Raw genomic sequence first — 13710 nt, 5'->3', positions numbered from 1 at the left:
TCCGTACCGTGGAGGGGTGTACAGGTTCCTGCTGACGCCCCGCTGGTGGGGCATCAATGTCTTCGTCGCGCTGGCGATCCCGCTGTGCATCTTCATGGGGACCTGGCAGCTCGGCCGGTTCGAGGATCGCGCCGAGGCCCAGAAGGAGGCGGAGCGGGCGCCGACGGCGGAGGAGCTGAGGCCGACGCCGCTGGACGAGCTGCTGCCCGTCGACAAGGAGACGTCCGGCCGGACGGCGACGGCCTCCGGGAGCTACGGCGAGCAGTTCCTCGTCCCGGGGCGGCAGCTGGAGGGCCGGACCGGTTCCTATGTGCTGACGCTGCTGAAGACCGACGGGGGCCGGGCCCTCCCGGTGGTCCGGGGCTGGCTTCCGGAGGGTGCCGCGGCGCCCGCGGCGCCGGGGGGCCGGGTCTCGGTCGAGGGTGCGCTCCAGGCTTCCGAGACCGTCGGCAAGGACGGGGTCCACGCGGCGGGCGGGCTGCCCCGGGGACAGCTGGCCATGATCAGTGCGGCGTCGCTGGTCAATGTGGTCCCGGACCAGGTGTACGACGGGTGGGTCACCCTCACCGAGGCGGACGCGGGCCTGCGGCCCGTACCGGCGACCCTGCCGGAGGGTGCCGGGCTGGACCTGAAGGCCTTCCAGAACCTGGGGTACTCGGGCGAGTGGTTCGCCGGGGTGGCGTTCATCCTCTTTATGTGGGTCCGGCTGTTCCGGCGTGAAGTGGAAATGCTGAAGGACGAGGAACTGGGGCTGGCCCTGGAAGCGGAGACGGCGACGGGCGGCGAGGACGCGGGTGCCGGTGCGGCCGAGGCGGCTCCCGTGGCTGCGGCTGCGGTGCCGGGTCCCGGTGGTGCGGAAGGCCGGGGCCAAGGCTCGGACACGGGTACGGGTACGGGCTCGGCGGCCGGGCGCACCTCGGTCTGACCCGGAGACGCCCGCGCCCGCCCTGCCGGTGTTCAGCCGGGGTAGGGAATCCAGCCGGGAGTGGCACGCGTGCGGCGGGACGGGGAGCCCGGGACGACGGCGGTCAGCAGGATCCACTCGTCGTCGGGCGCCCAGGAGCCGTCGGCGGAGGCCTGGGCGTGGAAGGGGCTGGGGGCCCAGCCGAGCAGGGCGCAGGGACCGGTCATGGACGCGGGGCGCTCCGGGAGGTCCGAGTCGCAGTCACCGGCCTCTCCGGCCTCGCCGTCCTCACCGGTCTCGCCGTCCCCGGCCGGGGACGGGTGGACGTCCAGGACCCAGCCCAGGAAATCACGGCCGTCGTGGAGCAGGAAGCCGACCCGGTCGCCCCGCTCGTAGCACCCGTGCAGATAGCTGCGGAGTGTCTCCGTACCGTCATCCGCAGAGGTGCCGCCGTCCGCGGGAAGCCCGTCGCCCATGGTCCGCCCTTTCCCCATGACCGGTCCTCCGCCCAGAGGCCGTCCGCTCAACGGCTAGCCGCCCAGGACGCCGGTCCGGTAGATCGTGCCGGAGCAGGCGTTGGGGATGGTGGCCTCGGCCGTGGGGGCGCCGGGGTCGGCGGTGTGGGTGACCGAGACGCTGCCTTCGGTGGAAGCCGGGTCGGAGCCGCTCAGCTGCGGTTCGGTCCCGGTGGGCGGCGGGCCCGCGGGGCTGCCGGTGCCACCGGTGGTCGTGCCCTCCGTGGCGGAGGGGTCCGGGGACGGCTGGCCGGTGGGACAGCTCTCGTCCGGGACGAACGCGAACCGCACCTCGTACGCCGAGGCGGGCTTCAGCACCAGCGGGGTCTGCTGCTCCTTCGCGGGCGAGGGCAGGCCCGGGGCCGCGTCGCCGCCGGTGTGGTCGACGACGTTGATCTTCGACTGGTCGGCGGCGCCGCTGACGGTGAAGGCGATCGTGCCCTCGCCCTTGACCGCGCATTCGCTCTTGGAGACGTTGGCGACCCGGAACGCGCCGTACACCTTGCCGTCCGCGTCCGGTGCATCGGCCGCCGCCGATGTGACGCCGAGCTGGGCGGATTCACAGGCCGGGGAGGAGTCGGCGGGTGCGTCGCCGCTGCCGCCGGTGGCCTCGGGGTTCTTGGCCGTGTAGTTGCCGTCCGAAGGGCCCGTCGAAGGGCCGCCGGGGCGGGTGCCCGTCTCGTCGTCCCGGCCCTTGCCGGAATCCGGCCGGGGACGCTCGGCGTCGTCCCCGCCGCCGGAGGTGCCGGAGGGTTCGCCCTCGCCGCCGGTCGGCTGGTCGTGCCCGGCGTTGGCGGTGTTGGTGCTGGTGGTGCCGCCGGAGCTCGCCACATGGACGAGTGCGGGCACCGCGGTCCCGGTCAGTACGACCGCGGCGACCGCGCCCACCAGCATCTGCCGCTTGCGGGCACGCCGCGCGGGAACGGCCGTACGCAGCCGGTCCAGGGCGCCGTCGGAGGGCTGGAGCCCGTCGACCGCATGGTGGAAGAGCTGCCCCAGATCGGACGAGAGGTCGAATCCGGGGTCGGAGCCGGAATCCGGTCCGGGGCCCGCGCCGGGGCCCGGGGCGGCGGCGTGTCCGGGCCGCGGGTCCCGCTGTTCCGAGGGCTCCGGCGCATCCGCGCCGTATCCGTTGTCCGGCCTGTTGTTCACGTTTCCGTTTTCCGTCCGGTCGTCGAGCGGCCCGTCCGGTTGCCCCTCCGGCTGCTCGTTCTGCCCGGTACCCGGGTCCTTGCCGTGCCCGCCGCTCACTTCGTGGCCCCCATGGCCACCCGCAGGGCCGCTATGCCACGGGAGCCGTACGCCTTCACCGAACCGAGGGATATGCCCAGCGTCTGGGCGACCTGGGCCTCGGTCATATCCGCGAAGTACCGCAGGACGAGGACCTCGCGCTGACGGCGCTGGAGGCCGCGCATCGCCTTGATCAGGTCGTCCCGTTCCAGCCGGTCGTACGCCCCCTCCTCCGCGCTCGCCATGTCGGGCATCGGCTTGGAGAGCAGCTTGAGGCCGAGGATGCGCCGGCGCAGCGCCGAACGGGAGAGGTTGACGACGGTCTGCCGCAGATAGGCGAGGGTCTTCTCGGGGTCACGGACCCGGTTCCGCGCGGAGTGCACCCGGATGAAGGCCTCCTGGACGACGTCCTCGCAGGAGGCGGTGTCGTCGAGGAGCAGCGCGGCCAGTCCCAGCAGGGAGCGGTAGTGCGCGCGGTAGGTCTCCGTGAGGTGGTCGACGGTCGTGCCGAGGGCCACGGCCGGTGCCGCGGCCGCGGCGTTCTCCCGCTGGGCGGGGATGCCCGGGGAGAGCGCGGCTCCGGGGGGCGTCGAGGGCGTGGACGGCACGGGCGCGATCACCGGCATGCCCCCCGGCAGGCGCGGCCTGCGGAAAGGGCGTACGGAGACACCGGGTGCCGCCACCCTTGCGAAGTCGAGTACCTCTGCCACGTCTGTTGGACCCGCGTCCCCCCCTCAGGGTTGTACGCGCATGCTTCGGTTTCCGACCGTGAGTTCTCTGCAGCCATGCGTCGTCGCTCTTCCCCAATGCCCCTGTTTCGCGGCGCCGACCGGCGGTGCCCGCAAAGACGCTCCCCGCCCAACTGACGGTTGCAGTACGGGAGTAGGGAACCGTTGGCCATCTTCGCACCCGCGCCGAGCCGGTACGGACCTGCGGTTGCACTCACGGGGCGTTCACAGATCCTACAAAGTGTAGGCACCATTTAGACAGGTCGAAGGGCCCGAAATAAGCCGCGAACCGATCATCGGACAGGGTGGGAGGGCGTCAGCGACTGTGCGACGGACTCGGCGATCTGAGCGGTGTTCAGCGCGGCGCCCTTGCGGAGGTTGTCCCCGCAGACGAAGAGCTCCAGGGCGCAGGGGTCGTCCGGCGACCGGCGTACCCGGCCCACCCAGGTCGGATCGGTGCCGACGACATCGGCGGGCGTCGGGAACTCCCCGGCCGCCGGATCGTCGAAGAGGACCACACCGGGCGAGGTCGCGAGGATCTCGTGGGCCCGGGCGACCGTCACCTCCGTTTCGAAGCGGGCGTGCACGGCGAGGGAGTGCGTGGTCAGTACGGGGACCCTGACGCAGGTTGCCGAGACGTGCAGCCCCGGCAGGTCGAGGACTTTGCGGACCTCCGCCCGCAGCCCCAGTTCCTCGGAGGACCAGCCGTCCTCGGCGGGTTCGCCGGTCCAGGGCACGACGTTGAGGGCGACGGGCGCGGGGAAGGGCCCGAAGCCGGTGGCCGCGGCACCGGAGCCCGTACCCGAAGCACTGTGGCCCGTACCGGAGCCCGGCGCTCCGAAGCCCGCGCCGGAACCTCCGAACCCCGCACCCGAAGCGCCGTGACTCGCGCCGCCCGGGCGGCGGCCCGCCGTCGCCTCCACGGCGCGGCGTACGTCCCCGGGCGTCTCGCCCAGTCCGGTCCCCGCGACCAGCGCGGTCTGCGCCCGCAGTACGGCGACGGCGTCCCGGCCCGCGCCGCTGACGGCCTGGTACGAGGCGACGACCAGCTGCCGCAGCCCGAACTCGGCATGCAGGGCGCCCACCGCCGGGAGCATGGCGAGGGTGGTGTCATGGGGTCCGGCGACGATGCCCCGCGGCCGTACCCGTATCGCGTGGGGATTGATTTCGGGGACGACCAGCGGCACGTCCGGGTCGAGCCGGAACGCCGCGGACGCGTCCACGACGACCGCGCCCTTGGCGGCGGCGACCGGCGCCCACTGCGCGGACACCTCCGCGGGCACCAGGAACATCGCCACGTCGATCCCGCCGAGCGCCTCCTCCGTCAGCGGGACGACCTCGCACTCCTCCCCGCGCACGGCCAGCTTGCGGCCGGCCGAGCGCGGGGAGGCGACGAGGCGGATCGCGCCCCAGACGTCCTCGTTGCGGGAGAGCAGCTCCAGCATCACCGCACCGACGGCTCCGGTCGCTCCGACGACCGCGAGCGCCGGCTTGCGGATCATCGGCCGGTGCCTCCGTAGACCACGGCCTCGTCGGTGTCGCTGTCCAGACCGAAGCGGCTGTGCACGGCGCGCACCGCCTCGGTGACGTCGTCGGCACGGGTGACGACCGAGATACGAATCTCGGAGGTCGAGATCAGCTCGATGTTGACCCCGGCGTCCGTGAGCGCCTCGAAGAAGGAGGCCGTAACCCCCGGGTTGGTCTTCATACCGGCGCCGACCAGGGAGATCTTGCCGATCTGGTCGTCGTAGCGCAGCGATTCGAAGCCGATCCGGTCCTTGGCCCTCTCCAGCTCTTCGATCGCCCGGGCGCCGTCCGTCTTGGGCAGCGTGAAGGAGATGTCGGTCAGAGCGGTGGTGGCCGCGGACACATTCTGGACGATCATGTCCAGATTGATGTCGGCGTCCGCGATCGCACGGAAGATGGCCGCCGCCTCGCCCGGCTTGTCGGGCACCCCGACGACCGTGATCTTGGCCTCGGAGACGTCATGGGCGACTCCGGAGATGATGGCGTGCTCCATCTGCTGGTCTCCCTGCGGTTCGTTGCTCACCCAGGTGCCGCGCAGCCCGGAGAAGGACGAGCGGACGTGGATCGGAATGTTGTAGCGGCGGGCGTACTCGACACAGCGGTGGAGCAGCACCTTGGAGCCGGAGGAGGCCAGCTCCAGCATGTCCTCGAAGGAGATCCAGTCGATCTTCCTGGCCTTGGGGACGACCCGGGGGTCGGCGGTGAAGACGCCGTCGACGTCCGTGTAGATCTCGCAGACCTCGGCGTCCAGCGCGGCGGCCAGGGCGACGGCGGTGGTGTCGGAGCCGCCGCGGCCGAGGGTGGTGATGTCCTTCTTGTCCTGGGACACACCCTGGAACCCGGCGACGATGGCGATATTGCCCTCGTCCAGCGCGGTACGGATCCGGCCCGGCGTGACATCAATGATGCGCGCTTTGTTGTGGACCGAGTCGGTGATGACGCCGGCCTGGCTGCCGGTGAAGGACTGGGCCTCGTGGCCCAGGTTTTTGATCGCCATGGCCAGCAGGGCCATGGAGATCCGCTCCCCCGCGGTCAGCAGCATGTCGAACTCGCGGCCCGCAGGGATCGGCGACACCTGCTCCGCGAGGTCGATCAGCTCGTCCGTCGTGTCGCCCATCGCGGAGACCACGACGACCACTTGGTGGCCGTCCTTCTTGGCATCCACGATCCGCTTGGCGACGCGCTTGATGCCTTCGGCATCGGCAACGGAGGAGCCTCCGTACTTCTGCACGACAAGGCCCACGTGCGCTCCTCGCTCGGTTTCTTCCGCCGCAGTCCTGTGGTCTGCGGTCGGCCCAGTTTAACGAGCGGCCCCGGTCCGGCCTCCGGCACATCACATGCTGAGATGCCCGGCTCGCCTGATGAACAGTTCCGCCCGGCAGGCCTACTGCCCCGGAGAGGACCTTGGTACGCACCATGTGGGCGGCCTCACAGGAACGGACGCGCCGCGTCCACCCGGACAGGGCCGAAGCCGCCACGGGTCCGCGGTACGGGTCAGGGGCTGCGCAGCCCCAGCGGTGCGGCGATCTCCGCCGCCATCACCCGCCCGGCCTCCTCGGCCAGCGCTTCCTCGGCGAGGTCCTCGTCCGTGTCCAGTCCGTCCAGCTCGGCCAGCGGCTGGTCCAGCCGGACGTGCGACACCAGTGACTGGAGCGCCCGCAGGGTCGCCGAAGCGGTCGGCCCCCAGTTGGAGAAGTACGAGAACTGCCACCACCACAGCGCTTCGGTGGTGCGCCCGGCCCGGTAGTGGGCGAGGCCGTGCCGCAGATCGGTGACGATGTCCGCGATGTTGTCCGAGATGCGGAACGCGACGGGCGCCTTGCGGGGCTCGTACGGATCGAAGACCTCGGAGAACACATCGACCGGTTCCAGCATCCGGGCGAGCCGCTCCCGCAGCTCGTCCACGTCCGGCTCCGGCCCGGTGTCCGGTTCGTACCGCTCGTCCGGAACGATGTCCTCATGTGCACCCAGCCGGCCGCCGGTCAGCAGCAACTGGGAGACCTCCAGCAGCAGAAACGGTACGGCGCTGTCCGGTTCGTCGCCCTTCGCGACTTCCGTCACAGCGACGATGAAGGACTCGACCGAGTCCGCGATCTGGACCGCGAAATCGGCGGGGTCCTGGTTCACGGCGTGCAGCATGGCGTCAGACATCGAGAAGTCGTCTCCCCTCGAAGGCACGTCCCAGCGTGACCTCGTCGGCGTATTCCAAGTCTCCCCCCACAGGGAGACCACTGGCCAGCCGGGTGACCTTCAAACCCATGGGTTTGATCATCCGGGCCAGGTAGGTGGCCGTGGCCTCGCCCTCCAGATTGGGGTCCGTGGCCAGGATCAGCTCGGTGACCGTGCCGTCCGCGAGCCGCGCCAGCAGCTCCCGGATCCGCAGGTCGTCGGGGCCGACGCCCTCGATGGGGCTGATCGCCCCGCCGAGCACGTGGTAGCGGCCCCGGAACTCACGGGTCCGCTCGACCGCCACGACGTCCTTCGACTCCTCCACCACACAGATGACGGAGGGGTCGCGGCGCGGGTCGCGGCAGATGTTGCACTGTTCCTGCTGGGCGACGTTGCCGCAGACGGAGCAGAAGCGGACCTTGTCCTTCACTTCCAGCAGGGCGTGGGCGAGCCGGCGGACGTCGGCCGGTTCGGCCTGGAGGATGTGGAAGGCGATCCGCTGCGCGCTCTTGGGACCGACGCCGGGCAGCCTGCCCAGCTCGTCGATCAGATCCTGAACCACGCCTTCGTACAACGGACTGCCTTTCCTCTGCTCCTGGCCGCTGCTCTACGACCGGAGTACCGGCCGCCGGACACCCCGGCCATCCGGACACTCGGTTGCCGGGATCCCGCGGCCCGTCTCACCGTAGTGGCTGAGCCGCCCCGTCCAGAAGACCGGAGGACCGGAAGCAGCCCGGATGCCGGATCAGAACGGCAGACCCGGCATCCCGCCCAGCCCCTGCGTCAGCGGGCCGAGCTTCTGCTGCGCCAGCTGCTGTGCGTTCTCGTTGGCGGCCTGTACGGCGGCGACCACGAGGTCCGCGAGGGTCTCGGTGTCCTCGGGGTCGACCGCCTTGGGGTCGATCACCAGGGCGCGCAGTTCACCGGAGCCGGTCACGGTGGCCTTGACCAGACCGCCGCCCGCCTGCCCGTCGACCTCGGTCCGCGCCAGTTCCTCCTGGGCCTGCGCGAGGTCCTGCTGCATCTTCTGGGCCTGCTGGAGGAGCTGCTGCATATTGGGCTGGCCACCACCGGGGAACACGGTCACTCCTGGCATCTCGGCATCACAAACGGGTACGCCGTACATCACAACGGGTACTCCGTCGAGCCTACGTGGTCCCGGATCGGAGCGCCGCACCGAGCGGCGGTCCGGCCGTCGGAGGGGCTAAGCTGCGGGGCCGTCTTCCGATCAGGGCCCTCTCCAGGGCCTTCCGCCGACGGAAATACCGGGATTTCCCTCACACGGCCACCCATTCGGCGGTAGGAAAGGACATGTCGTTCCCGTATGCGGGCGCATCACCGCGCACGCGGTTCGCACCGCACCCGGGGACACCGCCGGCCACGGCAGCAACGCCTGAGAACCGTCCTATACGTCGCAGAGGAGTGTCCCGGTGAGCCAGCCGGAGATGCAGCCCGGGGGCCCGGCCCCGGAGGAGCGGAGCGAACGGAGCGAGCCGCCGCGCGGTGATCTGACCGGACGGCCCTTCCCGCTGGGCGACTGGGGCGAGCCCGCCGAGCGCCTCGACGAGCTGTACCGCTGGGTGGAGGCGGCCGCGCTGCGGACGGTGGACTGGTATCTGGCGGACCGGGTCTGGAAGCGGCGTACGGGGCGGCTGCTGCGGCTCGGTACGGCCCTGGGCACCATCGCCGGGGCCGCCCTCCCCCTGCTGGACCTGACCGGCCGGCTGGCGGGCGCCGCGGGGTGGGGCTATCTTTCGCTGCTCCTGGGCGCGGCCTGCCATGCCTGCGACCGCTACTTCGGGGTCACCGCGGGATGGATGCGGAATATGGCGACCGCGCAGGCCGTGCAGCGGCGGTTGCAGATGCTGCAATTCGACTGGGCTTCGGAGAGCGTACGGGAGATCCTCGGCCCGACCGACGGCACCGCGAGCGAGGCGGCGGAGCGCTGTCTCGCGGTGCTGCGGCGCTTCTCGGAGGACATCCAGGAGCTGGTACGGGCCGAGACCGCGGACTGGATGCGCTCCTTCCACGGCGGTCTGGATGCGCTGGTGCTCCAGTCGGGCACTCTGCCGGGCCCCGGCGCCGCCTCGGCGCGCGGGCCGGAGCCGGGCGCCCCCGGGCTCCGTACCGCACTCCCTCCGGGCGCCCGCCCGAACATGCCGCGCCAGCGCCCGCCGGAGCCGCCCCGCTGAACCGGCTCAAAGGCCGACTCCGGGACCGGCTCAAGGACCGGCTCCCGGGCCCGGTCTAGCTGAAGACGATCATCGAGCCCTGGCCGAGGCTGCGGGTGGCCGCGGCGTGCAGTCCCAGCCAGACGTACCGCTCGCGCGCGAACGGGCTTTCGTCGTACGGAATCGGGCCGGCGGGCTCCTCCAGATCCGTGCCCCGCTCGGGGGGCCGGGGCGCGGCGGGCGGGTTCGCCGGGTCGATGCCGATCGCCGGGGCGACGTACTCCAGCTCCCGCAGCAGCCCCTGCGTCGAGCCCAGCGGGCCGCCGCCGGAGAGGAGTTCGTCGTTGGACAGCGGGGCGGTGAAGTCGACCGGGACATAGGCGCCCGCGTGGTCGTAGTGCCAGACCAGATGCGACTGCCGGGCCGTCGGCTCGAACATCTCCAGCAACTGCTCGTAGTCGCCGCCGAGTTCGTCCACCGGGGTGACGGCGAGTCCGCAGAGCTGGAGCAGATAGGCGCGGCGCAGGAAGTGCAGGGCGTCGTAGTCGAATCCGGCGACGGGGGCGACGTCTCCGGCCAGCCCCGGCATGTAAGCGAACACCGGCACGGTCGGCAGCCCCGCCTCCGCCAGCGCCTTGTCGTACGAGGCGAGCTCTTCGGCGAAGGGGTTGTCGGGGCTGTGACAGAGCACGTCGACGAGGGGGACCAGCCACAGGTCACAGGCCAAGGAAGGGCTCGCTCTCCACGATAGGGACGACGAGACGGACGGGAGACGGACGGGAGACAACGGGGGCGGCGCGGCGCACCAGACTATGCGGCGCCGGGCCCGGTGCGCAGTACGGCCCCGGGACCGGTCCGGATCCGGAGCCCCGGGCGCCGCCGGGGACCGTACCCCGGACCGAGTCCGTACCCGCCCGCTCCCCCACTCATGCCGGACCGGCCCGTTCACCCATGCCGCTACCCCCTGCGCACCAGGTCCCCCACGTCCCACACCAGCACCCCGCCGACCCATCGGCCGGGCCGCTCCAGCAGCGCCTCCAGCGCCTCCTGGAGCGGATCCTCGTTGTACTGCGGCGGCAGGACGACGACGCCCGCCCGCCAGTCCTGGAGATCGGCACGGGCCTGCTCGCGCTGGAGCGGGCCGATGTCCGGGACCTTTCCGGAATGGCGCACATCGCTCAGGAGGTTGGCGGTGTGGCGGGGTACGGCTCCGTAGATACCGAGGTCGTCCGGGCCCCAGGGACCCATGAAGTAGCCCCCGGCGATCGGGAAGCGGAAGCCGGTCGTGGACTGCCAGTGCAGGGCGTCGGCGTCTCCCGGGTTCGGCAGCGGCACGATCACCATCGACTCGCCGGGCCCCAGGTAGTCGCGGTAGGTGCCCTCGGTGACGAAGGCGGGGACGGTGTTCCGTTCCCGTACCGGATAGGGGGTGGGCACGATGGGGACCAGCGCCGCGGCCAGCGCCGCCGCGCCCAGGATCCGTACCGTCCGGCGGGGCTGCCCGGCGAGCCGTACGGCCGCCACGGCGAGGATCATGCCGAGCACGGGCGCGCAGATCATCGCCACCCGCGACTCGATGACGGCCTCGAACAGCGGCGCCTTGCCGAGCGGCGCCCACGGGCCGGGCACGGAGTGGTCGGTCAGCGGGACCGGGATCTCCGCGCCGAGGGAGAGCAGCGCCGCGGCCCCGGCGGTCAGGGCGAGGGCGGCGACGAGGGTCCGGCGCCACCACTGGACCACGATGCCCGCGACCAGCGCGATCAGCGGCCAGCCGTAGAAGGCGTTCTGCTCGGTGCGGTTCATCGCCAGCGGGTCGGCGCGCTCGTCCGTACCGAGCAGCGAACGGCCCGCGAATTCGAGGAAGGCGCGGGGACTGTTGTACGTCTCGGAGCCGTGCAGCACCCCCGAGTAGCTCTGCGGCCCGAAGAACTGCCAGGCCAGCGGCCCGGCGACCAGCGGCAGACAGACCGCGAGCCCGATCCCGATGCCGCGCAGCAGCGGGCGCCAGGAGCGGCGGGCGGCCTCGCGGTCCAGCAGGGCGTAGAAGAGCGCGAAGAGCAGCATGCCCATGGCGGCGAGCAGCAGCGGCTCCTCGCCGATGAAGATCTGGTACGCGGCCAGCAGGCCGAGCACGATCCCGTCGCGGACCACCCGGCGGCCCTCGCAGAGCCGGAGCGCCCGGTCGACGAGGAGGGGGATCACGAACAGGACGAGGAAGTTGGGGTGGGCGTTGCCGTGGGAGATCATCGGCGGCGCGAAGGCGGCGACGGCGGCGCCGAGGGCGGCGGCCCAGCGGTGGCTGGTCCCTTCTGTTCCCGCCCCCGCTCCTGCCCGGGATCCGGAACGGGCCCTGGCCGCGGGTCCCGTGATGCGGCGGACGATCAGCCAGTACCAGGCGATGGCGGTGGCGGCGAGGCCGAAGGTGAGGACGATGGCCCAGGTGACGGTGGGGCCGAGGAGGAGGGTGACGGGGGTGAGCGGCACGGAGAGCCCGAGCATCACCGTGTTCGCCATCAGATTCACCCCGTCGGGGGCGTTCTGGGCATGGCTGAAGAGGGGGTTGCGGAAGTTGACGACGTTGTCGGCGGTGACCGCGAAGAACCACTCCCACTGGTTCTGGTCCTGGCCCGCGTCCGCGAGATAGCCGCGGTCGAGATCGGCCCAGAGGTTTTGGTAGAGGACCAGGGACACCAGACAGAACAGGAACCCGATAAGGAGGTCGGTGCGGAGGCCGGTACGGGCCGGCGCGGCGGTCCGCAGCCGGACGAGTTCGCCCAGGACCCGGGCGTAGTCCAGCGGCCGCACCTTGGAGCCCGGCCGGTGCGACCAGCGCACGGGCGCTTCCACCACGGGCCAGTCCGAGCGCCGGAAGTGGCGGAGGATCTCGACGTCGATGGCCCAGCCGTCGAGTACGGAGGCGGCGAAGGCCGCGCGGGCGCGTTCGCCGTCGAAGAGCTTGAAGCCGCACTGGGTGTCCCGCAGCCCGGGTACGGCGACGGCCTGTATCAGCAGGTTTCCGGCCCGGCCGAGCCACTCGCGGCCGCGCCACTGGTGGACGTCGATCCGGGAGTCGGGGTGGGCGCGGGAGCCGATGACCGCGGCCGCGTCCCGGTCGGTGAGCAGGGTGTCGAGGTGGTCGAGCTCCTCGATGGGGGTGGCCAGATCGGCGTCGGTGACGAGGACCCGGCTGCCGTACGAGGCGAGGACGCCCTGGCGCAGGGCGTGGCCCTTGCCGTGGTTCTCGGGGCTGGTGACGACATGGATGCGGGGGTCGTCGGCGGCGGCTTCGCGGGCGACGGCGGCGGTGTCGTCGGTGGAGCCGTCGTCGACGACGATCAGCTCCCAGGAGCCCCAGCGGCCGGGGTCGGCGTCGAGGTGGTCGCGGACGGCGTGGAGGGTGGGCAGCAGGCGTTCGGCCTCGTTGTAGGCGGGGACGACGACGCTGAGCCGGATCCCGCCGTCGGCGATGCCCCGGCCCCGGGCGGGCTGCGTCTCGCGGGCGGGGGCGGTGTCGGTGTCGGTATCGCGGGGCTCCTCGGCGGCGGACCGGTCACCCGCGGGCGGGCCGACGGCCGGCTCCGCTGCGACGGCCGTACCTCCGGCGGACCCCTCGGCCCCGGTCCTGTCGGCCTCGGTCCGGTCGGCCTCGGCGGGCGTGCCGTCGCCTTCGCGTACCGCGTCCGTCGCGCTGTCCCTCGTACCGTCCCTCGTGCCGTCCTTCGTACCGTCTCTCATGACGACAACCGTTCGTCCAACCGGGCCGCCCAGCTCAGCGAGAGGTCGTTGTAGGCGCACAGCACCTCGCGGGCCGCCTCGACCTCCCCCGAGACCAGCGCGTCGACCAGCTCCTCGTACCCCGTGAACAGCCAGCGCCGGACCTCGGGCTCGATCCGCAGGTGCGGCATGGCGAAGACCCAGATCTGCACCCGCAACTGGTGAAGAAAGTCCGAAATATAGCGGTTGGAAACTATCGTTCCCAGCTCGCGCCAGAACCGGAGGTCGTAGCCGATCAGGATGTCGAGGTCCCCGCCGCGGGCGGCCCGGTCGGCCTCCTCCGCGCGCCGCCGTACGGGCGCGACGGTCGCCGCGTTGACCCGGGTACGGCCCGCGCGGCGGGCGTGCTGGACTATCCCGTCGATCACCAGCGACCGGGTCTCCACCATGTCCCGGAAGTCGTCGACGGTGAACTGGTGGACCCGGAAGCCGCGGTGGTGGTCCGACTCCAGGAGCCCCTGCGCCGCCAGGTCGACCAGCGCCTCCCGTACCGGCGTCGCGGAGACTCCGTACTGGTCGGCGATCTGCTTGACCGTGAACTCCTGCCCCGGCTGGAGGCGTCCGGCGAGCACCTCGTCGCGCAACGCGTCCGCGATCTGCTGCCGCAGGGTGCTGCGGGTGACCGGGGTGCTGCCGGAACCGGGCATCGTGGGCTTCTCCTTCACGGGGGTTTGCGGCAACGATAGGCCAGC

At 71.9% G+C, this 13710-nt stretch carries 13 protein-coding genes; 2 read left to right on the top strand and 11 right to left on the bottom strand.

The features are described 5' to 3' along the window. The first annotated feature begins 16 nt into the window (after positions 1 to 16). Positions 17 to 925: an SURF1 family protein gene (locus tag B7R87_RS17630; protein WP_006347720.1), complete on the top strand. Its 909-nt coding sequence runs from the start codon at positions 17 to 19 to the stop codon at positions 923 to 925. 32 nt (positions 926 to 957) lie between these two features. Here the strand turns inward: B7R87_RS17630 and B7R87_RS17625 are convergent, their stop codons facing one another. The 8 genes from B7R87_RS17625 to B7R87_RS17590 form a co-directional block, all read right to left on the bottom strand. After that, complete coding sequence (locus tag B7R87_RS17625; RefSeq protein ID WP_157997784.1) at positions 958 to 1398, bottom strand: hypothetical protein; 441 nt, start codon at positions 1396 to 1398, stop codon at positions 958 to 960. A 36-nt stretch (positions 1399 to 1434) separates the two neighbouring features. Then, complete coding sequence (locus B7R87_RS17620) at positions 1435 to 2571, bottom strand: hypothetical protein (RefSeq protein WP_233168861.1); 1137 nt, start codon at positions 2569 to 2571, stop codon at positions 1435 to 1437. Between the two features lie 95 nt (positions 2572 to 2666). After that, positions 2667 to 3359, bottom strand: a complete 693-nt coding sequence (locus B7R87_RS17615) for a SigE family RNA polymerase sigma factor (RefSeq protein ID WP_100249136.1) — start codon at positions 3357 to 3359, stop codon at positions 2667 to 2669. 311 nt (positions 3360 to 3670) lie between these two features. Then, positions 3671 to 4879, bottom strand: coding sequence for an aspartate-semialdehyde dehydrogenase (locus tag B7R87_RS17610; RefSeq protein WP_006347724.1), 1209 nt, complete (start codon positions 4877 to 4879; stop codon positions 3671 to 3673). Continuing rightward, complete coding sequence (locus tag B7R87_RS17605) at positions 4876 to 6147, bottom strand: aspartate kinase (RefSeq protein WP_006347725.1); 1272 nt, start codon at positions 6145 to 6147, stop codon at positions 4876 to 4878. The genes B7R87_RS17610 and B7R87_RS17605 overlap by 4 nt, the downstream gene beginning before the upstream one ends. Positions 6148 to 6398: 251 nt before the next feature. After that, positions 6399 to 7055 (bottom strand): DUF5063 domain-containing protein, encoded by a 657-nt coding sequence (locus B7R87_RS17600; RefSeq protein WP_040915277.1) that lies wholly within the window; start codon positions 7053 to 7055, stop codon positions 6399 to 6401. Then, positions 7048 to 7647: a recombination mediator RecR gene (recR, locus tag B7R87_RS17595; RefSeq protein WP_006347727.1), complete on the bottom strand. Its 600-nt coding sequence runs from the start codon at positions 7645 to 7647 to the stop codon at positions 7048 to 7050. The genes B7R87_RS17600 and recR overlap by 8 nt, the downstream gene beginning before the upstream one ends. Positions 7648 to 7818: 171 nt before the next feature. Continuing rightward, a complete protein-coding gene (locus tag B7R87_RS17590; protein ID WP_078902221.1) occupies positions 7819 to 8154 on the bottom strand; it encodes a YbaB/EbfC family nucleoid-associated protein in 336 nt (111 codons plus the stop codon). A 349-nt stretch (positions 8155 to 8503) separates the two neighbouring features. Between B7R87_RS17590 and B7R87_RS17585 the strand changes: the two genes are divergently transcribed. Continuing rightward, positions 8504 to 9265 (top strand): SLATT domain-containing protein, encoded by a 762-nt coding sequence (locus tag B7R87_RS17585; protein WP_187144548.1) that lies wholly within the window; start codon positions 8504 to 8506, stop codon positions 9263 to 9265. 55 nt (positions 9266 to 9320) lie between these two features. On the opposite strand, the gene B7R87_RS17580 is transcribed toward B7R87_RS17585, so the two are convergent. The 3 genes from B7R87_RS17580 to B7R87_RS17570 all read right to left on the bottom strand — a co-directional run bounded on the left by B7R87_RS17580 (position 9321) and on the right by B7R87_RS17570 (position 13665). Then, positions 9321 to 9971 (bottom strand): hypothetical protein, encoded by a 651-nt coding sequence (locus tag B7R87_RS17580; protein ID WP_006347730.1) that lies wholly within the window; start codon positions 9969 to 9971, stop codon positions 9321 to 9323. Between the two features lie 230 nt (positions 9972 to 10201). Next, positions 10202 to 12979 carry a dolichyl-phosphate beta-glucosyltransferase gene (locus B7R87_RS17575; RefSeq protein ID WP_130584960.1) on the bottom strand — a complete coding sequence of 926 codons (2778 nt, stop codon included), beginning with the start codon at positions 12977 to 12979 and terminating at the stop codon, positions 10202 to 10204. Next, positions 12976 to 13665, bottom strand: a complete 690-nt coding sequence (locus tag B7R87_RS17570) for a GntR family transcriptional regulator (RefSeq protein WP_006347734.1) — start codon at positions 13663 to 13665, stop codon at positions 12976 to 12978. Before B7R87_RS17570 ends, B7R87_RS17575 begins: the two co-directional genes overlap by 4 nt. Positions 13666 to 13710: the final 45 nt, after the last annotated feature.

This window comes from Streptomyces tsukubensis, from assembly GCF_003932715.1.
Classification (GTDB): Bacteria; Actinomycetota; Actinomycetes; order Streptomycetales; family Streptomycetaceae; genus Streptomyces; species Streptomyces tsukubensis.
This window is presented reverse-complemented; position numbering and strand designations above follow the sequence as displayed.